Here is a 26,876-nt window from a genome sequence, read left to right on the forward strand (position 1 = left end):
ATTTATGAAAGTGTATGTTTTAGACACGGGATATTTAGAAACTGATAAAAATAATGTAGTGGGTGGAGCTACTATGGGAACATATAGCCAGCCGCATGTACAAAATAAATGGATTAAGCTACCTGTAATGTCTATTTTAATTGATCATCCAGGTGGAAAAATATTATATGATGTAGGAAGCAATCCAGAGGCTATGAATGGTTATTGGCCCAAAAACCTTCAAGAAGTTTATCCATTATATCAAACAAAAGAACAAAGACTAGAAAATCAATTGGCTTTATGTGGAACAAAACCAGAAGAAATAAAGAAAGTAATAATTTCTCATATGCATTTAGATCATGCAGGAAATTTAGATATGTTTAAACATGCAGATGTATATGTACCAAAGGCAGACTTTATGCAAGCTCAAACTCAAGTAAGGTTAAATGAAAATCCGTTAACACATGGAGGCTATATTAAAGCCGATATGGACGTTTCAGTAAAGCAATATCATTTAGTTGAAGATGATTTTGAATTTGCAAAGGGCATAGAAATAGTAAATTTACCAGGTCATACACCAGGATTACTTGGAATAGTAGTTCATTTAGAAAATGAAGGTACATTAATCTTCCCACAAGATTGTGTATATAGTTCAGAAATTTATGGTCCACCAGCTAAGGCATCAGGATTGCTTTATGATAGTCTTTCTTTCTTTAAATCAATTGAAAAAGTAAGAGAGTTAGAGAAAAAATATGACGCAAAAGTATTTTTTGCTCATGATGAGGAGTTCTTTAAAACAATAAAACTTGCTCCTGAGTTTTATGAATAAAAAGTAGTAAAAACTATTAAAGAAGTAGTGAATTAAATTGCTGCTTCTTTTTATTATTATATAGATATCCAAATTTAAAACTGCATTTATGTGATAACTTACCGAAATCAGAAACATTGTTGTTTCACAGGACTATGAAAATTTTGCTGAAAGGCAGTTAATGTAGGGTTGTATCCATATGTGCATGCTCCTAATTTTATTAGGACAAGTAAACCTGGAACAACCCTACATTAATTATTTTCATCAGCTTATTTTCTAATGATTGCTCCATATTATGACATTAAGGTTACAAGCATATATGGAATTTCTTTGTTTTTATATGCATTTAAGTATAGTAAATGTTTAATAGAATTTTGTATGTGATTTACTTTATTGTTTAGACAAAACAATAAAAATACTATGTAACATAATATTTAAATGCTAAAATATAAGTAAAGAATAAAATATAAGTAAAGAATAAAATATAAAAATAAAATACACTATCAGATATAGGTTGGATATTTTTTTGAATGTGTCTGGATATATGGAGGAAAGAAATGAGTAATATTAATAATGACAATAATTTAGGAAACATAAGAAAAGCAAGAATTGAAGATTTGGAAACCATAGTAAAATTTAATTACAATTTAGCAAAAGAAACAGAGGATAAAGAACTTAATTTAGAAATTTTGAGCAATGGTGTTAAAGCGATGATAGAAGATTCATCAAAAGGACAATACTATGTTTATGAAATAAATGGTAGAGTAGTTGGACAAATTATGTTTACATATGAATGGAGTGATTGGAGAAATGGTATGTTTCTTTGGGTGCAAAGTGTATATGTAGATTCTGAGTATAGAAAAAAAGGTATTTATAAGAAGTTGTATCATAATGTTAAGAATATATGTGATAATAATGATGGAATAGCTGGCATAAGATTGTATGTAGAAAAAGAAAATATAAATGCTAAAGCAACATATGAATCACTTGGGATGAGCGAATGTAATTATAATATGTATGAATATGAAAAATAATTAGAAGTGATAATATTGCTGCCTATGATCTAAGCTAGCAGAAAGCTGCAATTTTCATTAAAGACAGCCTCTATAAGTTTTGTTCATATATAGATGAACATATTAACAAAGTTGCTAAAACTTTAAGTTCATATTTTCACTAGAAATCATAAATATATTTGTAGAGAAAACATTTGAAAATGAGCTGTTAAAGGTTCTTAAGCAGAGAACCCAAATCTTTGATTTGGTGAGAATCGCTTACTCAGTGAACGAACGTGAGTCGAGTTTCCGCTAACGGTTGTTCCATTTTGGCTTGTCAAACTGAAAGTTGGAGCATGCTAAAGTGGATACAACCTGCTGCTTAGAACCTTCAGCGATATTTTCATAGCTTTTCGGAATCAAAATATTTATGATTTCGGTAAGTTACCACCTAAATTTAGTTTTAGAGATGGATATCTATATATGTTGCAATAATAAACTTACATTTAAACTTCTAGTATGCTAAGTGCCCTATTAAGGCAAAATGTAGAAACTTAATTGCAACATATATAAATCATATTTTACAATAGAAGGGAAGTGAGAATTAAAGGAGAGCGTATTAAATCCTCTCTTTTAATAATATTATGAATAATAAAAGGATAGTAAGAGATGGACATATGCACTCGCCATATTGTCCTCATGGAACTAAAGATAGTTTTGAAATGTATGTTGATAAAGCATTAATAGAGGGATTAGAGGAAATAACATTTACTGAACACATGCCTTTTCCATGTTATTTTATAGATGACAAAGAATTTCAAGATGAATGTGCTCCAAATGAAGAAGTAATAGAGAAGTATTTTAAGGATGTTGAAGAAATAAAATTAAAATATAAAGACAAAATCAAAATAAATATAGGACTAGAAGTTGATTTTGTTGATGGATATGAAGAAGGAACTAAAAGACTACTTAATTCCTATGGTCCAAAATTAGAAGATGGGCTAATTTCTGTACATTTTATAAAAATGGATAATGAATATGTGGCTATTGATGGAAAAGAAGGCTTTGAAAGAGCTTTAGAGTTTTATGGTACCACTGAAAAAGTTTATGATAAGTATTATGAGACTTTGCTTAAAGCAATAAAATCAGACTTAGGAAAGTATAAGCCTCATCGTGTAGGGCATCCCAATTTAATTAGAATTTTCAATAAATTATACCCATTAGAATATAAAAACAAAGAACTTTTAGAAGAAATAGTAGGAGAAATTAAATCAAGGAATTATGAAGTAGATGTAAATACAGCTGGCCTTAGAAAGCCATATTGCGGTGAAATCTATGTATCAGATATTTTTAAACAGTTGATAGATGAGTACGGGATTAAAAAAGTATACGGATCAGATTCTCACACAGCAAGTGATGTTGGAAGAGATTTTGATAAAGAATAAATTTCAGATAGCAGCCGTAAAACTATATTGAGGAGTGAGGTATGTCATTAGAAGGTATTAATTTTATTAAAGAAATTACATCTTTTATTTTTGTTGAGGATAAACCAGAAAAATGTGATATTATTTTTGTACCTGGCAGCTCATGGTCGGAGCCAGCAGAAAAAGCTTCAAAACTTTGGATAGATGGATATGCACCATACATACTTCCATCAGGAAAATATAGCATGTCAAAAGGATACTTTGCAGGACCAATAACTAAGGCTGAAATATATAGTGGATCATATAACACTGAATGGGAGTTTATGAGAGAAATAGCCATATCAAATGGAGTTAATAGTAGCGCAATATTAAAAGAAGATGGTGCAACTTGGACAAAGGAAAATGCCTTTAAGTCAAAGGAAGTTACTGATAACTATAATTTAGATATAAAAAAGGCCATAATATGTTGCAAATCATTTCATGCCAAGAGATGTCTCATGTTTTATAGTTATGCATATCCAAAGACAAAATTCTTTGTATGTCCAATAGATGTGGACGGAATAACTAAGGAAAATTGGTTCAAAACTGAGAATGGAATTGATAAGGTTATGGGAGAATTATCACGTTGTGGAGGACAGCTTAAGAAAGCAATTCCTACTTGGTCCTAAATATTTTATTAATTCTAAAAATATTACAAGAATTCTATCCTGAATTGTGCATTGTAACATATGTACTTTAAAAATTTTGATTTATCAACTCCTACCTTGAAATATCACACAGTATAGATAATTTTATAAAGAATTGATAATAATATTATATAATTCATGTTATGAATCCCATAAGAAGCTTGATAGTTGCTTATGGGATTATCTATTTTTAAAAGTTTTAAAATTTCATGGCTCAGTGAAAAAATATAGAGTATTTTGTAACAATAATTTAATTACTGAATAAAGTGACTATATAGATTGTTGTTTATTTAGTGTTAATAGAAAGTTAAAATATATTGTTTGGATTGACAATATATAGATGAAGTTTTATATTATATATAGATAGATGTCTATATAGGAGGCGTGAAATAGAATGAATTACGATGAAAATTCAAAAATTTTCAAAGCGTTATCTGATTCAAGCAGGTTGAAAATAATTGATATATTATCATGTGGTGAAAGATGTGCATGCGATATTCTAGAATATTTTGATTTTACTCAACCAACACTTTCTCATCATATGAAGGTATTAAGTGATTGTGGTCTTATAGAAGTTAGGAAGGAAGGACTTTGGAATTACTATAGCTTAAATTTAAATAATTGCAATAAACTTACTTTATTTATGATGAACCTTGTGACAGAAACAAAAGATTGTATTTGTAATAATAAGAGTAAATGTACTTGTAAATAAGAAGATAAAAACTAAATGTATCTGTAAATCAAATTTAAATATAAAAATTATGATTGTAAAGGAGTTAATAAAAATGAAAAAAATGATTATTTTTGATCCAGCTATGTGTTGTTCAACAGGTGTTTGCGGGCCATCTGTAGATAAAGAATTATTGAGAGTTTCAACTGCACTTAATACTTTAAAAAACAAAGGTATAGTAGTGGAAAGACACAATTTAACAAGTAATCCTCAAATATTTGTAGATAATAAAGTGATAAATGAAATTTTAAACACCAAAGGCATTGAAGCTTTACCTGTAACTATGGTAGATGGAGTAGTAGTTAAGGAAGGCAGTTATCCAACTAACGAAGAATTTTGTGTTTTATTAGGTATACCAGCAGATACTTTGAAGCTTAATATAAAGAAAGCCAGTATAAAAAAGCCTGCTAAAGGCTGTGGATGTAAAGGTGGATGCTGCTAATAATTAGGTTCATTAGGATAAATCGATACACTTAAGTAGAAGGGAAGAGTAAATTATGTTGAAACTGTTTGATATTGAAAAGCTGAACTTAACTAAGTATCTATTTTTTACTGGAAAAGGTGGAGTTGGTAAGACTTCAACAGCTTGTGCTGTAGCCGTGAATTTAGCGGATCAAGGAAAGAAGATTATGCTTGTAAGTACTGATCCAGCATCAAATCTTCAAGATGTATTTAATACAGAGTTAAATAATAAAGGAGTTCAAATAAAGGAAGTCCCAAACTTAACTGTTGCAAATTTTGAACCAGAAGCTGCAGCGGCTGAATATAGGGAAAGTGTAATAGCTCCATATAGAGGAAAGTTACCACAAGCAGTAATAGATAATATGGAAGAACAATTATCAGGTTCATGTACTGTTGAAATTTCAGCATTTAATGAGTTCTCAGCTATGATAACTGATGAAAAAGTATTCAATGAATATGATCATATCATTTTTGATACTGCACCAACAGGGCATACCTTAAGAATGTTACAATTACCTTCTGCATGGAGTGATTTTATTAATGAAAGCACTCATGGAGCATCATGCTTAGGCCAGCTTGCAGGACTTGAAGAAAAGAAAGAGATGTACAAAAGTGCAGTAGATACTTTAGCTGATGGAGAGAAAACAACGCTTGTACTTGTATCTCGTCCTGAAACTTCTCCACTAAAAGAGGCAGAAAGAGCTTCTAGTGAACTTCAAGAAATAGGAGTAAACAATCAAATATTAGTTATAAATGGTGTACTTCAAAATCATGATGATGAACTCTCAAGTGCTATTTATGAAAAGCAGCAAAAAGCTTTAAGTAATATGCCACCTAAATTTAAGGATATCGAAACTTTTGAAATTCCTCTAAGACCTTATAATATAACTGGGCTTGAAAACGTAAGAGCTTTCCTTAAAAAAGATTATATTAAAATTAGTGAGGAATCTTTAAATTCAGTGGCTATGCCAAAATTAAAAGATGTCATTGAGGATCTATATAATAGTAGCAAAAAAGTTATTTTTACAATGGGCAAAGGCGGAGTAGGTAAGACAACTATAGCAGCAGCTATAGCACTAGGACTTGCAAAAAAGGGTAAGAAGGTTCACTTAACAACTACAGATCCGGCGGCTCACTTGAAATTTGTATTAGATGAAAGCTATGGAATATCTTTGAGTAACATTGACGAAAAAGAAGAACTCGAAAAGTACAGACAAGAAGTTATAGGTAAGGCAAGAGAAAACAATATGACTTATGAAGATATCGAATATATTGAAGAAGATTTAAGATCGCCTTGTACTCAAGAAATAGCAGTATTTAGAGCTTTTGCTGAAATTGTTGAAAGATCAGAAAATGAAGTTGTAGTAATAGACACAGCGCCAACAGGCCATACTTTACTTCTTTTAGATTCAACAGAAAGTTATAATAAAGAAATTTCTAGATCAGAAGGAGATATACCAGAGTCAGTAATAAAATTATTGCCTAGATTAAGAAATGAAAGTGAAACTGAAGTAGTTATAGTAACTTTGGCTGAAACAACTCCTGTTTATGAAGCCATGAGACTTCAAAAGGATTTAGATAGGGCTCAGATTCATAGCAAATGGTGGATAATCAATTCAAGTCTTTATGCAACTGATACAACCAATGAAATCTTAAAGGTAAAGGCAAGTAATGAAATTCAGTGGATTAACAAAGTTGATGAAATTTCTAATGGAAACTTTGCGGTAATAGAATGGAAGGCAGAAGACGTAAGAGGAAATAACTTAATTAACTTAATTCAATAAAATTATTTTAAGGGGAGATAAAAAAGATGAAAACAAAAGTTGCATTTATCTGTGTCCACAATTCATGCAGATCACAAATGGCAGAGGCACTAGGAAAACTTTATGGAAATGATGTTTTTGAAAGTTATTCAGCAGGAACAGAAACAAAACCTCAAATAAACCAAGATGCAGTAAGGATCATAAAGGATTTATACAACATTGATATGAATGAAACTCAAAAATCAAAGCTTTTATCAGATATTCCTGAGGTGGATATAGTGGTAACAATGGGCTGTAATGTTCAATGTCCCTTTTTACCATCTAAGCATAGAGAAGATTGGGGCTTAGAAGATCCAAGTGGAAAAAGTGATGATGAATTTATAAAAACAGCTAAAACAATAGAAGAAAAGGTAAAAGAATTAGCCAGAAGAATTGAGAATAATGAAATTAAATTAGAATAGTAAATTAAAAATAGGGGGAATTTTAAAATTGAGTAATAAATCATCAAGGTTATCATTCTTAGATAGATATTTGACTCTTTGGATATTTGCAGCCATGGCGCTAGGAATATTGTTAGGATGGGGAGTACCAGCCCTATCGGAAGGATTAGCGAGTTTATCTATTGGAACAACATCAATACCAATAGCTATAGGCCTTATTGTTATGATGTATCCACCACTTGCTAAAGTAAATTATAAGGAATTAGGAAAGGTATTTAAAAATCCAAAAGTTCTTGGATTATCATTAGTACAAAATTGGTTTATTGGGCCAATTTTGATGTTCATACTTGCTTTTGTATTTTTAAAATCTGATTCGGAATTAATGACAGGACTTATTCTTATAGGACTTGCAAGATGTATAGCTATGGTAATTCTTTGGAACAGCTTAGCAGATGGAGATAGTGAATATGCTGCTGCATTAGTTGCATTTAATTCAATATTCCAAGTAGTATTTTATTCTGTATTTGCATACTTTTTCATAACTGTATTGCCACCTATTTTTGGACTTACAGGATATGAGATTCATATTTCCATGGGACAAGTGGCAACGTCTGTTGCAATTTATCTTGGTATTCCTTTTTTATTAGGAATGGTTACTAGACTTATACTAGAACCTATGAAGGGAACAGAATGGTATGTAAAAAAATTTGTTCCTAAAATTAGTCCATTAGCTCTAATAGCCTTATTATTTACAATTGTAGTTATGTTCATGTTTAAAGGAAAATATATTGTAGAATTACCTTTAGATGTTATTAAAGTAGCTATACCACTTGTAATATATTTCATAGTAATGTTTTCTGTATCATTTTACATTAGTTATAAGTCAGGCATAGATTATCATAAGACTACTACTTTATCTTTTACAGCTGCAAGCAATAACTTTGAACTTGCAATAGCAGTTGCAGTAGCAGTATTTGGAATTCAATCAAGAGTTGCTTTTGCAGCAGTAATAGGACCATTAATAGAAGTTCCAGTAATGATAGGACTAGTAAATGTAGCACTTCACTGGGGAAGAAAATATTTCTCATATTCTAAATAGAAATGATATTGATAGTTACAGTTAATAAAAATATATAGAGCTTGTTGTGAAATATATAGAGTCATTAATTTATAAAATTTGCATATAAATCAATAGTTGTAAGGCTATAATAGTATAAATTGTGCTATTATAGCTTTATATTTATATGTGGAATCTATTGTATATTCGAAAGTGTTTTATGTAATTTAAGAAAGGAGTTTTAAAAATATTATGAAATATTCTTATGAGGAAGGTAATTTTAGAAAAGGAGATATACTAGGGATTACTATTGACAGAAAGGTAAATATTTATTTATTAGATGGTAATAATTTTATTAGGTATAGAAATAATAATAGTTTTAAATACTATGGTGGTCCAGTTGATAGCTCACCATATAATATTACAGTTCCAAGTTCTGGTCACTGGTATATTGTGATAGATTTAGGCGGAGGATCAGGAATTCTAAACTACTCTATAAAAGTATTTAGATAAAATACATATGTATTAGTTAATATGTTATTTAACTATAGATGTCCAAATTATTAATTATACTTATTATGTGAACATATTTACTATATATAAAGGGTTATCTTATCTAGAAATCATAAATATATTTGTGGAGAAAACATTTGAAAATGAGCTGTTAAGATTCTTAGTTGTAGATTGTTCCACTTTAGCTTGTCACACTGAAAGCGGGAGCATGCTAAAGTGGTGAAATCTGCAGCTTAGAATTTTCAGCGATATTTTCATAGCTTTTCGGAACAAAATATTTATGATTTCGGCAAGTTACCGCATAAATATAGTTTTAAAGTCGGATATCTATATATTAATAGGCATTATTTAGCGTACATTTATATATAAATTTAAAGTAAATTTTGGTAGTATTTTAAAATAAGTAAATAGATCTTGTTTTACATTGACAATAACAGGATAAATATATTATTATATACAAAATATCTAAAATGTAAAAGGAGTAAGATAAAATGGCATATTATTTTAATGAACCATCCCATACTTTTGGAGAATATTTATTAGTACCAGGTTACTCTTCTGTAGACTGCATACCACAAAATGTAAGTTTGAAAACACCTCTTGTTAAGTTTAAAAAAGGCGAAGAATCATCATTAAGCATTAATATACCTTTAGTTTCGGCGATAATGCAGTCCGTATCAGATGATAAAATGGCAGTAGCTTTAGCAAAAGAAGGCGGAGTTTCATTCGTATATGGATCTCAGTCAATTGAAAATGAAGCTGCTATGGTTGCAAGAGTTAAGAACTATAAATCAGGATTTGTTACTAGCGATTCTAATATCAAACCTGATACTACTTTGGAAGAAGTGGTAGAAATAAAAGAGAGAACAGGACATTCCACTATGGCAGTTACTGAAGATGGGACTCCAAATGGAAAACTTCTTGGGATTGTAACAAGTAGAGACTATAGAATAACTAGAATGGATTTAAGTACTAAGGTTTCAGAATTTATGACACCTTTTAGTGAACTTATATATGCTGATGCTAATATAAGCTTGAAAGAAGCAAACAACATTATTTGGGATAATAAATTAAATATGCTGCCATTAGTTGATAAAGATCAAAAGTTAAAATACATGGTGTTCCGTAAAGACTACTCAGCCAATAAGGAAAATTCAAATGAACTTATTGATTCACAAAAAAGATACATAGTAGGAGCAGGTATTAATACTAGAGATTATGCTGAAAGAGTACCAGCATTAATAGAGGCTGGAGCAGATGTATTATGTATAGATTCATCTGAGGGATTTTCAGAATGGCAAAGAATAACAATTGATTATATACATAAGAATTTTGGAGAAAACATAAAAGTCGGAGCTGGAAATGTTGTTGATAGAGACGGGTTCATGTTTTTAGCGGAAGCAGGAGCTGATTTTGTTAAAGTTGGAATAGGCGGTGGATCTATCTGCATAACTCGTGAGCAAAAGGGTATAGGCAGAGGGCAGGCAACTTCTCTTATCGATGTAGTTAAGGCTAGAGACGAATATTTTGAAAAGACAGGAGTTTATATTCCTGTATGCTCTGATGGCGGTATTGTCCATGATTACCATATTACATTAGCATTGGCTATGGGTGCAGATTTTATTATGTTAGGAAGATATTTCTCCAGATTTGATGAAAGTCCAACTAATAAAGTAAATATAAACGGAAACTACATGAAAGAGTATTGGGGCGAAGGCTCTAATAGGGCAAGAAATTGGCAAAGATACGACCTTGGTGGAGATAAGAAATTATCTTTTGAGGAAGGTGTTGATTCATATGTTCCATACGCTGGAAGTTTAAAAGATAATGTAAGTATAACACTTAACAAAGTTCGTTCTACAATGTGTAACTGTGGCGCTCTTACTATTCCAGAACTTCAAAAGAATGCAAAAATAACATTAGTGTCTGCAACAAGTATCGTAGAAGGAAGTTCTCATGATGTAATGTTAAAAGATAATCACTATAATGCTCAACAGTAAAGAGAATATACTATGAAGTAATTTCAAACTTACAAGATGCAGTTCAACTGTTTCGCAAGGAATTATAGAGAGTTTGCAAATTAAAATATGAAATTACTCATAGTTAATATTAAATGTTTTAATAATAAAAAATTAAAATTGACATTATTTAATCCATGTCATATCATATAGTATATAGATTTCATTGGAAGGAAGTATTTTTGTGAGTGTTTAGTATCTTAATTATAGTAATTTAATATTAATTCAAAAAAGAAGTATTTTATACTTTTATTTGTTGTTGAATTAATTATAACTATTAAAAGATACGAGCCACGAATTTGCTTTCAAAAGATAGGTATATTTCTATCTTTATTTGATGTTGAATTTTTTAGCTGTGGAGGTATCCACAGCTTTTTTGTTTATTTAAAAACTTAAACTATATATGTATTGCAATTGTTTTTACACATTTTGTATGCAAGAATTTACTTATCCTGAAAACATACTAAGTGTAATTTTATTATTGCAACATAGATAAATATTTGATGAATGTATACATTGCATTAAATATTGGTTTGTTAAGTAACTCTATTTTGAAATCTATAACCTTATTCGTGGCTTGAATATATAAGAAAAGGAAATGAAAAAATGAATAATGCCACATTAGAAAAATTAAATTATAAAGAATTAAAAGACATTGTAAAATCATTTTGTGTAAGTAACTTGGGAAAAAAGTTGATTGATAAATTAGTTCCAAGTAATAATATAAAACAAGTAAGAAGAATGATTAAAGAAACTTCTGAAGGGAGAAGACTAATCGATGCATCTTATCATATGCCCCTTGAAGGAGTATTTGATATATCTCCATTAATTGAAAAAATAGAAAAAGGTGGGGTTTTGGAACCTTCAGAAGTGATTACGGTAGGAGATTTTCTTAGAGGATGCAGAAAAGTAAAAGCATTCATTAAAGATAAAGAAGGATATGCAGAAACATTAAGTGCATATGGAGAAAATATTACAGACTTAAAATATATTGAAGATGAAATAAATATAGCTATTAGAGGAACCATTGTTGATTCTAATGCTACAAAGGAGCTTAAAAAAATTCGTAGGAGCATTGAGCTTTGTGAGGAAAAAATAAAAGAAAAGATAGAAAGATTTATTAAGAATCCAAGCAATAAAGAGTATATGCAAGAATTTTTTGTTAGTATAAGGAATGGAAGATATACAGTTCCTATAAAAGCTGCTTATAAAAATCATGTACAAGGGACTATAGTTGAAGCTTCTTCAAAAGGTACTACAGTGTTTATGGAGCCAGCTTCAGTGTCAAAATATACAACTGAATTAATAACTTTAAAGGCTGAAGAGAGCATTGAAGAATACAAAATATTATCTACCTTAAGTGAAATGATTTTTCAAAAGCATCAAGAAATAAAAATAAATATAGAAGTTATTTCAGAATATGACATGATACTTGCAAAAGCAAAATATAGCAAGGAAATAAACGGAATCGAGCCCAAGCTTAATGACTACGGTTATATAAAAATAATAAAGGGAAAATATCCATTAATTAAAGAATGCGTTCCACTGGATTTTGAAATAGGAAATAAATATAGAAGCTTAATAATAACTGGTCCAAATGCAGGCGGAAAGACAGTTGTATTAAAAAGTGTTGGATTACTTACTTTAGCAGCATTAAGTGGATTTCATATAAGTGCACATGAAAATACTGAAATTGCAGTATTTGATGATATTTTTGTTGATATTGGTGATAATCAGAGTATAGAAAATGCTTTAAGTACATTTTCATCTCATGTAAAAAATTTAGCAGAGATTTTAAAAGAAAGCAGTAGAAATTCATTATTACTTTTTGATGAAATTGGAAGTGGCACAGAACCAAATGAAGGAGCCGCACTTGCTATTGCAATTTTAGAAGAATTTTATCATAAGGGGTGCATTACAGTAGCAAGTACTCATTATGGGGAAATTAAAAACTTTTCGCAAAATCATCCAGACTTCGAAAATGCAGCTATGGAATTTAAAAGAGATACTTTGGAGCCATTATATAAACTTCATATAGGAAAAAGCGGAGACAGTAATGCCCTATATATATCAAGAAAAATGGGTATTAGTGATAATATAATTGAAAGAAGTAGAAAATATATTCAAACAAAAGATTATAATTATAATTTAGTAAAAGAAAGTAAAATTCCTAAAAGAGAAATAGAAAAATCCGAAACTCATGAGTATATTTATAGAGTTGGAGATAAAGTATTACTGCTTGATAAAGATGCAAGTGGAATTGTCTATAAAGAAATTGATAGATTAAATAATATAACTGTTTTATTTAATAATGAATTTATAGAAGTAAATTACAGAAGGCTTAAACTTGAAATTAGTGCTGAAGAATTATATCCTAAAGATTATGATATGAGTCAGCTATTTTCAAGCTATAAAGAAAGAAAACTTAATAGAGACATTGAAAGAGGATCTAAAAAAGGACTAAAAAAATTTAGAAAACAGGAAGGTATATAGATATCTAACGTTAAAACTTAGATTTATTCGATGACTCAACGAAATCAAATACATTTTTATTCCACAGAGCTATGAAAAATTTCGCTGAAAGCACTAAATAGGAGCTTGTATCCACATTAGCTTGCTCCCGTTTATAACGTGACAAGCTGATGAGGAACAAGCTTCAATTAAGTGCTTTTGGCAGCGAGATTTTCAAATGCCTATTTCATAAAAATGTATTTAATTTCTAGTATAGCAGTATATTCTAACTGTAAGTTGAGCTCTTAAATTGTCTATCTATAAAGTTAAAAAGTAAAGAATATAAGAATTTAGGAATAAAGGAATTTAAGAATCTAAGAACTTAAATTCTTAAGAAGGAAAGAACTTAAAAATTTGAAAGTGAAAATATTTTTAAAGAAAAAATATAAAAAGTTAACAATTTGTAGTGTTTTCAACGCTTTGAACAATTATATATAGTGTAAAAATAATTCTTCGTTATAATTCTCAAAGGATTACAAAAGTTTTAGCCGTAATTGCGAATTGCAATATATATATTAAAAAGAGGTTATCTTATAAAGGTGTATAAACCAATAAGATAATCTCTTTTTATAAAAAGCACAATAATATATTAATTCTTTCTAATTCAGGAAACATGTATTAAGTAAGCCTTTTTATTGGTAAATAATAATGCTATAATATGAACAGATTATTACACATGTCATAGGTGATAATTTTACTGTTACTGAATGAATTGGAGGAAACATATGAAGGAAAACTTGGAAGTTACATTAAAGCAAATGATTCATATCATTCATAGAGCTATTAATTCTGTGGACAAAAGACTTTTGAATCATGGAGAAAAAGTTGCATATATAATGTTAAATTTATTAAAAGCAAAAGGAAATTATAGTAATGAAGATATGCTTAAAATTTGTGTCATATCAATTTTTCACGATATTGGTGCATATAAGGTTGCGGAAAGAGATAAGCTTGTTGATATTGATGTAAAAACTCCGTTTGATCATGCTATCTATGGTTCATTATTTATAAAATATTTTTCTCCGTTACCTAATTTATATAATATAGTTCTAAGCCATCATTTTACGTGTAAGTATTTTAAGGACAAGCACATGGATATTCTATCTAAAGAAGGAATGATATTAAGTTTTGCCGATTATATTGATAGGGTATATTTATCAAAAAAAGAATTAACGAAAGATTTTATTAGGAATCATGCAGAAGAATATTCAAATGGATATATAGAATTATTGATGGAAGCAGATAGAAAATTTAATTTTATCGAAAAGTTAATAGATAAAACTTATGTTGATGAGTTGTATGATTTTTTTGGTACTAGAATACTTACAAGAGATGAAGTTGTATCGTATAGTAAAATGTTAGCTTATTCAATTGATTTTAGAAGTGAAGCAACAGTTAAACACACTATATTAGTAGAAGCTGTAAGTTTTCAAATTGCAAAGTTGTGTGGGTTAGATGAGAAAACTTTATCAAAAATTAAAATAGCAGCTGCACTTCATGATATAGGAAAGATTGCTATTCCAGTAGAAATTTTAGAAAAGCCTGGTAAACTTACAGACGAAGAGTTTGAAATTATGAAAAGCCATGCTATTATAGGATATGAGATTTTAAGTGATTTAAATATAGATGATATAAGAGATATAGGAACATTTCACCATGAGAAGTTAGATGGTGCGGGTTATCCGTTTGGACTAAAAGGAGACCAATTAACTAAAGAAATGAGAATAGTAGCAATAGGGGATATTACTAGTGCCTTGTTAGGAGTAAGGAGTTATAAAGAGGAATTTAGTAAAGATAGGATAATAAAAATTCTAAATAATATGGCTAAGGATAATAAAATTGATTTACATATCACTAATTTGCTTATAGATAATTATGATTTTATAATTGATGAGGCAAAAAAGCAGGCTAGTGATTTAATGGCAAAATATCTAAATATAACGACTGAATATAAACAATTATTAAAAAAATTCTCGTAAAAATAAGTGAATATCATATAATCCCAAGCAATTAATTATATGTGCTATATAATTAATTGCTTGGGATTTTTAGTTGAAAAGTTATTTTTCATAGGATTTCCAAATTTCTTTAGAAATTCTTTCGATTTAATTGTAAATTATCTTTATTTTTCAATTGTATATTTTAGTTGTAGCTAATCAGTATATAAAAAATAAATATGTTGTAATTGAGATTATAGATATCCAACTCTAAAACTAAATTTATGTAGTAACTTACCGAAATCATAAATATTTTGATTCCGAAAAGCTATGAAAATATTGCTGAAGGTTCTAAGCAGCAGGTTGTATCCACTTTAGCATGCTCCAACTTTCAGCTTGACAAGCTAAAATGGAACAACCTACAGCTAAGAACCTTTAACAGCTCATTTTCAAATGTTTTCTGCACAAATATATTTATGATTTCTAGTGAATATATGAACTTAAAGTTTTAGTAACTTTGTAAATACATTCATCTAATAAGTTGAACTCTTAATTTGGTTATCTATACATTTTGTTTTAATTTAACGTTTGGATTACTAGGAGTTAAATGCAAGTACATTATTGCAGCATATATAATCTAAGAATAGGAGGTGCTTATGGTAGAATCTTTAATTCTATAATTTACAATCAAATTTAATAAAATAAATTTAGTAGGAAAGTATATTTGTAAGTTTGGAAATGCTTCACATATGATATATAATAAATTTTATGTGAATTTTATTCCAAATTAAATAAGAATAGGAATTTTAATTTAGGTTATGAGATTAATTAAATATATATTGCAAAAATAATTCTTCATGACAATTCTAAAAATATTGCAAGAATTTTAGCTGTAATTGTGAATTGTGAATTGTGCATTACAATATATATATGAATCAAATATTATTTGTAAATTATAGTAAGTGAGGGTGTTAAAGAATAATGAATTTTTATAATGTTTTAATAGTTGAAGATGAAAAAGAAATATGTGATGGAATAGAGATATACTTGAAAAACCAGGGCTACAATGTTTATAGAGCAAGCAATGGAATAGAAGGATTGGAGATAATAGAAAATCAAACTTTGCATTTAGCAATAGTTGACATAATGATGCCAAAGATGGATGGAATAACAATGGTGATGAAACTCCGTGAGAATTATGATTTTCCTGTAATAATGCTTACTGCAAAATCAGAGGAGATGGATAAAATTCTAGGCCTTAATATTGGAGCGGATGACTATGTAACTAAGCCGTTTAATCCAATGGAGTTGATAGCTAGAGTCAATTCGCAGCTTAGAAGATATTCAAAATATTTAAGTGTTGTAAGTGGAGCTGAACAAAAAAGTAATGTATTTTCAATTGGTGGTCTAGAATTAAACAATGATACAAAAGAAGTGATTCTTGATGGAGAATTAATAAAAGTTACACCAATAGAATTTAAAATATTACAATTGTTAATGAAAAATCCAGGAAGAGTTTTTTCAGCAGAAGAAATATATGAAAAAGTGTGGAATGAGGAAGCCATAAATACTGATACAGTAATGGTTCACGTTAGGAATATAAGAGAAAAAATAGAGATTGATACAAAGAATCCAAAATATTTAAAGGTGGTATGGGGAGTTGGATACAAAATTGAAAAACAGTAAAAAATCATATGTTACAAATTTAGTAACATTTATTATATTTTTAATAATGTCAGTAGGAATATTTAATATTTATCCTAACATGAGGGGATGGTCAAAAGCAGAGCCTAAATCTCCATTTGAAGAAGATGATTTCTTAAGAACTATTTATAAAAATGATTATGCTTTATATAAAGATCTTGTAGGACAGACAAACCATGAAGAATTATCAGGTGATAAAATTTATATATCATCCTATGATACACATAATGATACTGAGGATAATATTATTCGAAATTTTAACTATGAACTGAGTGAGTGGAAGAATAATTTGAATAATAACTATAAAAATCTTGATTATTTAGTGTATAGCGATGATATAAATATTACAAATACAAATAATGATCTAAAGGAATTAGTATCTGATAGTGAAGTCAATAATTTAAAGGATAAATATTTATGGTACATGACCGTAAAATATGATAACACTGGATTAATGTCAATAAGTAATATTTACGGTGCTGATGCAAATATCGTAAAAAATGCATTTTCAGGCCTAAATATAAGAGAAATTTGGGGCTATCCTCTTATTACTGAAGATAATGTTAAATTTAATTCTATTAAGAATGTAACTTTCATTTATGGAATTCCTAAAGACCTTAAATATACAGATGCCTTAAGCAGAAAGATAGATGAATCACAAAATAAAATGAATATTGCATCTGTGGTAGCTATCCTCTTAGGAATAGTAAGTATTATATTAATACTTAGTTTACTAATTCCTTATAAAAATGGTAAGGAAGTATTTGGAGTTAAATATTTCTCGAAAATTCCTTTTGAGATTAATTGCTTTATTTTTGGAGCAGGTGGAATTGTCATTGGAACTGTATTAGGACTTACGGTAACAGAAACTTTAAGAAATAGATTCGCTATAAATTTAATTGGCTCAAGAATGGATAAAAATCTTGAAAGTTATACAGTAATTTCAGTAAATATAATTATGTGGATGGCAGCTATTTATATTATATTTGCAGGTGTCATGTTATTAAAAAGCATAATAAATTTTGGAGTAATTAAATACTTAAAAGAAAACTTATTAATAATTAAGATTTCTAGGCAGATTAAAAAGCTATTCAGTAATGTATTTAATTATATAGAGCATATAGATTTAAATGATAAATCCAATAAGTTCATTATAAAAGTTATTGGCGTAAATTTGATAATAATGTTAATCTGCTGTATTTTCTGGTTTTTTGGAATAGTAATAGCATTAATTTATAATATGATATTATTTCATTCAATTAGAAAACAGTATGGAGATATAAGGAATAAGTTTAGTATACTTTTAAATGAAGCAGATAGAATTGCTGGCGGTAATTTAGAAGTAGAAATAGAGGATGATTTAGGATTATTCAATCCACTAAAAGATAGAATTGAAAAAATAAAAGATGGTTTGAAAAAAGCGGTAAGTGAAGAAGTTAAAAGTCAGAGAATGAAAACTGAACTTATTTCAAATGTTTCGCATGATTTAAAAACACCTCTTACTTCAATAATAACTTATACTGATTTATTAAAAAAAGATAATTTAACTGAAGAAGAAAGAAAATCGTATATTGATACAATTGATAAAAAATCACAAAGATTAAAATTTCTGATTGAAGACTTGTTTGAAGTAAGTAAGGCTACTAGTGGAGATATTAAGCTAAACTTAGTGAATGTAGATATTGTAGAATTAATGAGACAGACGCAAATTGAATTAGATGATAAAATAAAGGATTCAAAGTTAATATTAAAAAATAGTTACCCTGCAAGTAAGGTGATATTAAATCTTGATAGCCAAAAAACCTTTAGAATTTTTGAAAATCTAATAATAAATGTAGTCAAATATGCTATGAAGGGATCAAGAGTATATGTAGACATAATAGATCATGAGAAAAATGTAGAGATTACAATAAAAAATATGTCTGCAGAAGAGTTGAATTTTGATCCATTTGATATTGTAGATAGATTCCAAAGAGGAGATAAATCAAGGAATACAGAAGGATCTGGTCTTGGTCTTGCAATTGCAAAGAGTTTTGTGGAAGTCCAAGGTGGAACTTTTAATATAGAGATAGATGGAGATTTATTTAAGGTTGTAATTAAATTTAATAAGTAATGAGTAGATTTAATCTGTTGACAATAAACTAATGCAGCTTTACTAGTTAAGTGATTTTTAATATACTTATGTTAGACGGCAAAATCAAAAAAATAATAGGTTGTTAGTTAATAAAGGAGGCATTATGTTTACCAAGGAGGAACTTTTAGTAATTGAAGATGCATTAAAAATTGCAGATGCAGAATATATAAAGTTAATTGATGAAAACAAAAATAATAAAAACAGAATGGTTGCATTTAATAGAAAGCAAAAGAAGTTATGGTTAGTTCAAAATAAATTAAAAAAACTTAAAGAAGAACAAAATTAAATTTAGACTTATGCGATAATCTGCCGAAAGGACAGGTACTCTGTTGTTTCGGTTACTGAGAATAAGTTGAGGCTTTCTAACATCATAAGTTGCACCATTTCAGCATGCTCCCGAGACAAGCTCGTGACAAGCAAAATGGAACAACTTATGATGAAGAAATGCCTGCAACATATTCTCTAATGTAACACTGCACAAAAGAGTACCTGTCCTTTCTGATATAGCAGATTTTTCAAACTATAAGTATAATTCTCAAATTGGATATCTATAAAGAAGAGCAACATTAAATATAGTAGATTCATCTTATTGAAAAAATGATGAGTCTACTATATTTTTATGCAATTATACTTCACTTATTTCATGAATATATTTATAAATTTGCCCAAAGTTTAAGTTCATGTCTTTAACTAGAAATCATAAATATATTTGTGGAGAAAATATTTTCATAGATTTTCGGAATCAAAATATTTATGATTTCGGCAAGTTAACACACGTAATATAATTTTAAATTTGTATATCGGTTATAAGTTATTTGAATCGAATTGGTTTGCTAAAAGAAAGTTAACATATTATAATGTTTTAGTATGAAATTACTGTTTTATATTAAAAAATATATATATTGCAAAAATAATTCTTCATCATGATTCTAAAACTATTGCAAGAATTTTAGCCGTAATTGTGAGTTGTGAATTGCAACATATATAAATAAAAATAGGAGCGATATGTATGAATAAATTATTTCAAATTAAAGATTTAGAGTTTTATGAAGAGGATTTTGTTGATGATATAAAAGATTATGAAGACATAATTGGTATTATTGATGAATTAAGTGAAAATTTAAGTTATGAGATTATAGAAATTGCAGGTTCTAATGGGTGTTGTGATAAGACAAAGAAAAATTATCTGGTGGAGATAATTGGATATATTGATGAAAATGATGAGTTTATTACTAAAGAGGAGAGAGACGCTTTAGGAGTTATGGATCTAAATAAGAGATTTGATTTATTTGTTATAACAGTACATAAGTGTACAGCATGTAATAAGTGGGTAATTTCTATATTAGAATAATTATAGGATAATTAGCTGTTGATACAGCTTTTTCTTTTATAAAATGAATTAATGTATAAGAAGGGATGTAAAACAATTGGGGAAGCATAGTAATAGAAATATTCAAAGATTTAAAATTGGTTTAATGCTAATTTCACTTATAGTACAGCTATTTGTCAATATAAATACTTTTAATATTAAAGTTAATGCTGCTGAAATAAATAGTAAATTAGATGAAATATATATATCTGAGTATAATTACAATGAAGATATGAAAAGTAAAGTCGAACCATATATAAAAAGTAAACTGGAATCTGGATACATATATGGAGATAAGGACGTTAAATTGTACTATGAAAAATACAATATAGAAAATGCAAAGGCTAATATAGTAATATCTCATGGATATACTGAGAGTTTAGAGAAGTATCATGAATTAATATATTATTTTTTAAAAGAAGGATATAATGTTTTCGGAATTGAACATAGAGGTCATGGCAGATCCGGCACACTTGGAATAGCTGATAAAACCCAAGTGAATGTAGAAAAATTCGATCAATATGTAACTGATTTTAAAAAATTTATGGATGAAGTTGTTATGCCCAATAATCAAGGTAAAAAGGTATTATTGTTTGCTCATTCAATGGGGGGAACTAGTGGAACAAAATTCATAGAGGATTACCCAGATTATTTTGATGCTGCGGTATTAAGTGCTCCCATGCTTGAAGTTAACACCGGAAATATACCAAGATTTCTAGCTGATTTTATAGTAGAATTTGAAGTTGCTATTGGTAATGGTGGAAATTACGTTTTAGGTAAGAAAGCATATACACCAGAGTATAAGGAAAATGAGATTGGGACAAGTTCTTTGAATCGTTATAAATATAGTCATGATATAGTAGCTAATAACAAAGAACTTCAAAGAGGTGGTGCTAGCTATAATTGGACAAAAGAAGCCTTTGATACAACGAAGGAAATTATAAAAACAGAAAATGCATCGAAAGTAGAAATTCCAATATTATTATTTCAAGCTGATAATGATACTTATGTAAAAGCAGAAGGACAAAATAAATTCGCAAGTAGCGCAAAGAATTGCGAAATAGAAAAGATAGAAAACTCTAGACATGAAATATATCTAGAAAAAGATGAAACTCAAAAACCGTATTTAAATGAATTATTAGATTTTTATGATAAAGTATAATTTTTTAAACAAAATATAGAAGCTTGTCTTTGCATATAAAGACAAGCTTCTATTCATAATATACTATTCCATCATTGCTGCTAATTTTTTATTAAATAATAAGAATAATATTCCCATTATAATTGAAACAGCAGCTATTCCAGCGAATATTTGTAAGTGTCCTAAAGTTTCTGTATAACCAGCAAGTCTTCCTGCTATTTGATTAGCAACAAAGCTGCTTAGAAGCCATACACCCATTAGGAAAGATGCAAGTTTAGCTGGCGCCAATTGACTTACCATTGAAAGCCCAACTGGTGATAAGCAAAGTTCACCAACAGTATGGAAGAAATAAGTTCCTACAAGCCATATCATGTTAGCTTTAATAGCAGTGTCTTCTATATTTCCGCCTCTTTGCATAACAGCACCAACCATAAGTAAGAAACCAAGTCCTAATAGTATTGAACCTGTTGCCATCTTTTGAGGAATACTTAAATCACCACTCTTGCTGCAAGCTAATTTGTACCATAGCTTTGATATAGGTATTCCAAGTATTAATATAAACAATGGATTTAGTGATTGGAACCAAGATACTGGCACTTCCCATCCACCAACTGACCTATCTATAAAATCTTGTGTGTATATAGTAAGTGAACTTCCAGCTTGTTCAAAGCCTGTCCAGAATATTATAGCAAAAGCTGTTAATATTAAAATAACTGCAGTTCTATGTTTTTCTTTTGTAGTTAATGGTTTAGCTTTTGCTTTATTATCATTGGAATTAGATTTAGCTACACCTACAGGTGTTTTACCAATATCTCCAAGGAATTTGTTTGCTAATCCATTAAAGATTACTTGTCCTAAAATCATTCCAAGTCCTGCAACTAAGAAACCATATCTAAATCCGTAGTGTATAATTTCACCTGCTTGTGTAGTAGCCATTGTTTTTTCTGCTAATGTACCACATATAAGAGGTGCTAAAAATGATCCGGCGTTTATTCCCATGTAGAAAATAGTGAAAGCTGAATCTTTTCTTTTATCGCCATCAGCATATAAATGACCAACCATTGTTGAAATATTTGGTTTAAAGAAACCATTCCCGATTATAAGTAAAAATAAACCTATGTACAATGTAGTCATACTTTGGTTTGAGAATAATGTTAACTGTCCAAGAGCTATTATTATTCCTCCAATGGTGATAGCTTTTCTTTGTCCTAAGTATCTATCTGAGATATATCCGCCTGCTAGTGGTGTAAGATATACAAGAGATGTGAAATTTGCATATATAGTCATTGCAGATACCTTATCTACACCAAGTCCACCTCTTATAAATTCTGTAGTTAAATACATTACAAGCAATGCTCTCATACCATAGTAACTAAATCTTTCCCACATTTCTGTAAAAAATAACATATACAGACCTGGTGGGTGTTTCATTTTGCTTGATCCGTTTGATGAAACTTCTTTCATCATTATATCGCTGTCTTTTTTAAGTTCCATAATAAACCTCTTTCTTTGATATTTTATTAACATAACAATTTTAGCAACAAATTCGACAACTTGCAAATTTTTGGTTATAAAAATGTTAAATTATAACCTGTAATAGTGGTATTTATATGAAAAATTAAATATTCTATATAAAAAATTTAATAATAGAATCCCTAAAAACAGTTGTTGAATTAGCAATATATTAAAAAATGATAGCTTTTCATAAAAAAATCATATTTTTTGATATTAATTAAAAAATATGATTTTTTTATGTATTTTTAAAATTTGTTTACTAAGTTTTTATAAGAAATTATTGTACATAGTATGTTTATTCTTGGGACAGTATATATTTATACGATTAAAAAGGTGGTGAAATATAATTGATAAGAAAAATTAGTAATTTTATAATATGTTTTTTTATTATTTTTAGCATTCCTATAGATTCAAGGGCATCAGAAGATAGGGATTACCAAACAGAGATGAAGCAGGATATTTTGATTCTTATGTTATCATATCCTCAACATATAGTAGATGTAGAAAAGAAAAGTGATGATGAAGTTTACATAATTATGAAATCAGGTAAGAAAATTATTTATGATGATAAAAAGGAAAAAAATCATGAAGTAAAATTAACAAATCCTGATTTACAAGATATGTTAGAGCAAGACTACCCATTAGAAAAAAATACAGAGATCATGGATAAAAATTTTGATCCTGGTAGAGCTAGACATTACGAGTTATTAAGCGAAGTATATGGAAATTCTAAGGGAGCAATTGAAAAAAACTTAGCTAGCTTAAAGTATGGATATACTAATTATCAATTCAATAAGCAAAATAATGCTAATGCGTCTTTAGAAGCAGCTTTAAAAGAATTAATGCCTTTAGCAAAATCAAGATCAGATATAGGTAGTATACTTTACCCTGCTAGCGGAACATTTAATTATAGAGTCATATCTGGAACTGGAAGGCTAAGCCCACATTCATATGGAATCGCAATTGATCTTAAAAGTGATAAGAGAGATTATTGGAAGTGGAGTTCAGAAAAGGCTGGAAAGGAAAGACTCTCTGATTACCCTAAAGAACTAGTGGAAGCATTTGAAAAGAATAATTTCGTGTGGGGAGGAAAATGGGGACATTTTGATATATTGCATTTTGAATATAGACCAGAAATAATATTAAAAGCTAGATATTTTGCTAATTGGAATAAAAATGATGAATGGTTCCAAGGTGTTCCTCTAAACGAAGAAACTAATAAGTATATTGAAATAATTAACAATAAATTGTAACAGAATGACTTAATTTAGAAAGGGGTATGATAGATGCGACTCTCTAAAATCAAAAAAAACCGGTCAAAATTTATGATAATCTTAGTATTCATTGTATTTTTATCGTTGATTACTAGTGATAAAAGTGGCATTGTATTTGCTGATGCTAGTACCGACAATGAGGTGAAAAGTATCGTAGAAAATATATTTGCAATAAAAAATAAAGCTATACTTAGCAAAGATTTGGATTCAATTAAAGCTTTATATGCTACCGATACTAGATATGGTCAATGGGCATATGAATATGAGGAGAAAAAGGTCAAATATATTAATAACTGGGCAGAAAAGCAGGGAATACAATTTGTGGATATAATTCCTAAAGTGGTAATCAAAAAATGTAAAATTGGAGATAATAAATGCTCTTTTAGTTTAATTTGTAATACAGAGTATAAGTACATATATCCGGATCAGCCGGAAGCTATAAATAGCTCAAGGATGGGGACCTATCATTCTTTTCAATTAAGCAAGAGAGATAATAATTGGATAATAACAAAGGAGTGGTATACAGATCCATTTGCTGATTCCTTAAGTTTAGAAAATATTAAAGCAGATGAGATTAAACAATATATATCATCACAGCCTCTTAGGGATATTTCCAATATTAATGAAAAAAGAAAAGGAGCAAAGGAATATGCAGAAAGGTACTGTGGAGCGGCAACTATTGAGGAATATGGCTTTAAGTATAACAATAAATATAGAGATTTTAATCCAGAGGGTGGAGATTGTGCAAATTTTGCGTCACAAATACTACGCGAAGGAGGAAAATTCAAGGAAAATTCTACATGGAACTATGACAAAGGGAGTGCGACAGGTCCTTGGGTAAATGCCGGTAAGTTCACTCATTATATGATTAATAGCGGAAGAGCATCGGTAATTGCTAGAGGAAGTTATGAAAAGGTATATAAGGCTTCTTATAAATTACTTCCAGGAGATTTCATAGCATACGAAAAGAAAGGTGATATAACCCATGTATCGACAGTTACAGGAGTCGATTCTAAAGGATATTCTTTAGTAACATGTCATAATACGGATAGAAATAATGTTCCATGGGATTTAGGATGGAGTGATAAAAAAATTAAGTTTTGGCTTATTAGAGTTCATTACTAAATAAAATTTGCCTTAAGGGGTAATTAAATGCACTTTAAGGCTTTATTTGAAATTAAAAGAATAAAATTTGTGTAACAACTAATTTCAAAATGTTTTCTTCATAGATATAAGTCTAAAAAATATTGCAAGAATAACCCTAATTGGAACTGTGAATTGTGAACTGTGCATTGTAATATAGTTTTATATAATCAAATTATTATAGTATAATACAAATCAGATATTAATCATTAAGGGGGGGGACTAGTAAGAAATATAGTTGTATTCTTACTAAAGTAGAATGAAACAAATAGTATTAAATAAAAAAGATAAAAGTGTTGTACAAGCCCGATTGAAACTATTGGATGTAAGCTATATCGATAAAATTATGAAATTACAAGATGATGTATATACAAGATTAGAAAACAAAGATTTCTTTGTATGTTCAGATAAAAAAGAATTTGAAACTGCTATAAATGAAAAAGGTATAGTCTTGGGTTGTGTTTCGTTAGATGAAGATGAGCTAATTGCTATAGGAGCATATATTGAATATGGATACGATGAACATAATTATGGACATGATATAAAAATTCAAGGGGAAAAGTTGCTTAAGGTAGGGCAGATTGAATCAACTATGGTTTTGGATGATTATAGAGGAAATAAACTTCAAAAGATAATGTGTGAATCTCTTGAAGAAATAAGCAAAACAGCAGGAATGAATTGTATTTGTGCAACAGTTTATCCTGATAATAAATATAGCCTGAATACATTTAAAAAACTTGGGTATAATGTTATGGAAGATAAATTAAAATATGGTGGATTAAGAAGATTTGTTTTAATGAAAGAATTAAAATGATAAACTCTAAGCACTGTAAAAACTTAGTTTATTTTAAAATGCATTTCAAGAAAATTATTCATAAAAAAGTATAATTTGAAAATTCATTAACAAATTTTTAAAAAAAGTATTGATTTATAAATTATTTTGCAATATAATGAATTCCATAAAGCAAATATGCTTATAAATAATAAAGAAATTAATTTTTGAGAAATTAAAATTTATATATGCAATGATGAAGAAAAGTAAATTCAAATAGATGATTTTTAGAGAGCAGATGATGGTGGAATATCTGTATGAGTCTTGAATTGAAGAACACTTCGGAGCTATTAACCGAAATTTTAGATTAAAAGAGTAGGCTTAATCGGGTCCATACCGTTAAAAGTGGAGAGTATAAAACAATAATGTTTTGTACTTCATTGAGGTGAGTTTTTTATAAACTAACTAGGGTGGTACCGCGAGTTAATCTCGTCCCTATGCATA

The 26,876-nt window shown here is 28.9% G+C and carries 22 protein-coding genes and 1 other annotated feature; of the genes, 21 read left to right on the plus strand and 1 reads right to left on the minus strand.

Translation table 11 applies throughout. The features are described from left to right. Nucleotides 1-4 precede the first annotated feature (4 nt). The 18 genes from F3K33_RS10500 to F3K33_RS10585 all read left to right on the plus strand — a co-directional run bounded on the left by F3K33_RS10500 (nt 5) and on the right by F3K33_RS10585 (nt 21,689). Nucleotides 5-808: an N-acyl homoserine lactonase family protein gene (locus F3K33_RS10500; protein ID WP_023976201.1), complete on the plus strand. Its 804-nt coding sequence runs from the start codon at nt 5-7 to the stop codon at nt 806-808. 536 nt (nt 809-1,344) lie between these two features. After that, a complete protein-coding gene (locus F3K33_RS10505) occupies nt 1,345-1,821 on the plus strand; it encodes a GNAT family N-acetyltransferase (RefSeq protein ID WP_023976200.1) in 477 nt (158 codons plus the stop codon). Between the two features lie 602 nt (nt 1,822-2,423). Then, nucleotides 2,424-3,224 carry a histidinol-phosphatase HisJ gene (gene hisJ, locus F3K33_RS10510; protein ID WP_023976199.1) on the plus strand — a complete coding sequence of 267 codons (801 nt, stop codon included), beginning with the start codon at nt 2,424-2,426 and terminating at the stop codon, nt 3,222-3,224. A 41-nt stretch (nt 3,225-3,265) separates the two neighbouring features. Further along, nucleotides 3,266-3,871, plus strand: coding sequence for a YdcF family protein (locus F3K33_RS10515; protein WP_039771945.1), 606 nt, complete (start codon nt 3,266-3,268; stop codon nt 3,869-3,871). A gap of 412 nt (nt 3,872-4,283) precedes the next feature. Further along, nucleotides 4,284-4,601, plus strand: a complete 318-nt coding sequence (locus F3K33_RS10520) for an ArsR/SmtB family transcription factor (RefSeq protein WP_023976197.1) — start codon at nt 4,284-4,286, stop codon at nt 4,599-4,601. A 73-nt stretch (nt 4,602-4,674) separates the two neighbouring features. Further along, a complete protein-coding gene (arsD, locus tag F3K33_RS10525; protein WP_023976196.1) occupies nt 4,675-5,061 on the plus strand; it encodes an arsenite efflux transporter metallochaperone ArsD in 387 nt (128 codons plus the stop codon). Between the two features lie 55 nt (nt 5,062-5,116). After that, nucleotides 5,117-6,865 carry an arsenical pump-driving ATPase gene (gene arsA, locus F3K33_RS10530; protein ID WP_023976195.1) on the plus strand — a complete coding sequence of 583 codons (1,749 nt, stop codon included), beginning with the start codon at nt 5,117-5,119 and terminating at the stop codon, nt 6,863-6,865. A gap of 26 nt (nt 6,866-6,891) precedes the next feature. Next, nucleotides 6,892-7,305, plus strand: a complete 414-nt coding sequence (locus F3K33_RS10535) for an arsenate reductase ArsC (RefSeq protein WP_023976194.1) — start codon at nt 6,892-6,894, stop codon at nt 7,303-7,305. 28 nt (nt 7,306-7,333) lie between these two features. Beyond that, entirely contained in the window at nt 7,334-8,383 is a 1,050-nt protein-coding gene (gene arsB, locus F3K33_RS10540; RefSeq protein WP_023976193.1) for an ACR3 family arsenite efflux transporter, read from the plus strand. A gap of 210 nt (nt 8,384-8,593) precedes the next feature. Then, the gene (locus F3K33_RS10545) at nt 8,594-8,854 is read left to right on the plus strand and encodes a DUF1883 domain-containing protein (protein WP_012058339.1); all 261 of its coding nucleotides are present in this window, start codon (nt 8,594-8,596) and stop codon (nt 8,852-8,854) included. Between the two features lie 491 nt (nt 8,855-9,345). After that, nucleotides 9,346-10,854: an IMP dehydrogenase gene (locus F3K33_RS10550; protein WP_023976192.1), complete on the plus strand. Its 1,509-nt coding sequence runs from the start codon at nt 9,346-9,348 to the stop codon at nt 10,852-10,854. A 624-nt stretch (nt 10,855-11,478) separates the two neighbouring features. Next, nucleotides 11,479-13,365, plus strand: a complete 1,887-nt coding sequence (locus F3K33_RS10555) for an endonuclease MutS2 (RefSeq protein WP_023976191.1) — start codon at nt 11,479-11,481, stop codon at nt 13,363-13,365. 743 nt (nt 13,366-14,108) lie between these two features. Continuing rightward, complete coding sequence (locus F3K33_RS10560; RefSeq protein WP_023976190.1) at nt 14,109-15,362, plus strand: HD domain-containing phosphohydrolase; 1,254 nt, start codon at nt 14,109-14,111, stop codon at nt 15,360-15,362. A gap of 939 nt (nt 15,363-16,301) precedes the next feature. Beyond that, complete coding sequence (locus tag F3K33_RS10565; protein ID WP_017212614.1) at nt 16,302-17,006, plus strand: response regulator transcription factor; 705 nt, start codon at nt 16,302-16,304, stop codon at nt 17,004-17,006. Continuing rightward, complete coding sequence (locus F3K33_RS10570) at nt 16,981-19,137, plus strand: sensor histidine kinase (RefSeq protein ID WP_243141324.1); 2,157 nt, start codon at nt 16,981-16,983, stop codon at nt 19,135-19,137. The genes F3K33_RS10565 and F3K33_RS10570 overlap by 26 nt, the downstream gene beginning before the upstream one ends. A gap of 124 nt (nt 19,138-19,261) precedes the next feature. Beyond that, on the plus strand, nt 19,262-19,444 hold the full coding sequence (locus tag F3K33_RS10575; RefSeq protein WP_023977037.1) for a hypothetical protein: 183 nt from the start codon (nt 19,262-19,264) through the stop codon (nt 19,442-19,444). Between the two features lie 723 nt (nt 19,445-20,167). Continuing rightward, nucleotides 20,168-20,509: a hypothetical protein gene (locus F3K33_RS10580; RefSeq protein WP_039771948.1), complete on the plus strand. Its 342-nt coding sequence runs from the start codon at nt 20,168-20,170 to the stop codon at nt 20,507-20,509. A 124-nt stretch (nt 20,510-20,633) separates the two neighbouring features. Then, nucleotides 20,634-21,689, plus strand: a complete 1,056-nt coding sequence (locus F3K33_RS10585; protein WP_051144857.1) for an alpha/beta fold hydrolase — start codon at nt 20,634-20,636, stop codon at nt 21,687-21,689. Between the two features lie 63 nt (nt 21,690-21,752). On the opposite strand, the gene F3K33_RS10590 is transcribed toward F3K33_RS10585, so the two are convergent. Continuing rightward, nucleotides 21,753-23,162, minus strand: a complete 1,410-nt coding sequence (locus F3K33_RS10590; RefSeq protein WP_023977034.1) for a peptide MFS transporter — start codon at nt 23,160-23,162, stop codon at nt 21,753-21,755. A gap of 371 nt (nt 23,163-23,533) precedes the next feature. On the opposite strand from F3K33_RS10590, the gene F3K33_RS10595 reads away from it, so the two are divergent. The 3 genes from F3K33_RS10595 to F3K33_RS10605 all read left to right on the plus strand — a co-directional run bounded on the left by F3K33_RS10595 (nt 23,534) and on the right by F3K33_RS10605 (nt 26,414). Then, nucleotides 23,534-24,436 (plus strand): M15 family metallopeptidase, encoded by a 903-nt coding sequence (locus F3K33_RS10595; RefSeq protein ID WP_023976984.1) that lies wholly within the window; start codon nt 23,534-23,536, stop codon nt 24,434-24,436. Between the two features lie 33 nt (nt 24,437-24,469). After that, nucleotides 24,470-25,582 carry an amidase domain-containing protein gene (locus F3K33_RS10600; protein WP_023976983.1) on the plus strand — a complete coding sequence of 371 codons (1,113 nt, stop codon included), beginning with the start codon at nt 24,470-24,472 and terminating at the stop codon, nt 25,580-25,582. A gap of 277 nt (nt 25,583-25,859) precedes the next feature. After that, nucleotides 25,860-26,414: a GNAT family N-acetyltransferase gene (locus F3K33_RS10605; protein WP_039771951.1), complete on the plus strand. Its 555-nt coding sequence runs from the start codon at nt 25,860-25,862 to the stop codon at nt 26,412-26,414. 202 nt (nt 26,415-26,616) lie between these two features. Continuing rightward, nucleotides 26,617-26,872 (plus strand) — a binding site (T-box leader). Nucleotides 26,873-26,876 lie beyond the last annotated feature (4 nt).

Source organism: Clostridium beijerinckii, assembly GCF_008705175.1.
GTDB lineage: Bacteria > Bacillota > Clostridia > Clostridiales > Clostridiaceae > Clostridium > Clostridium beijerinckii.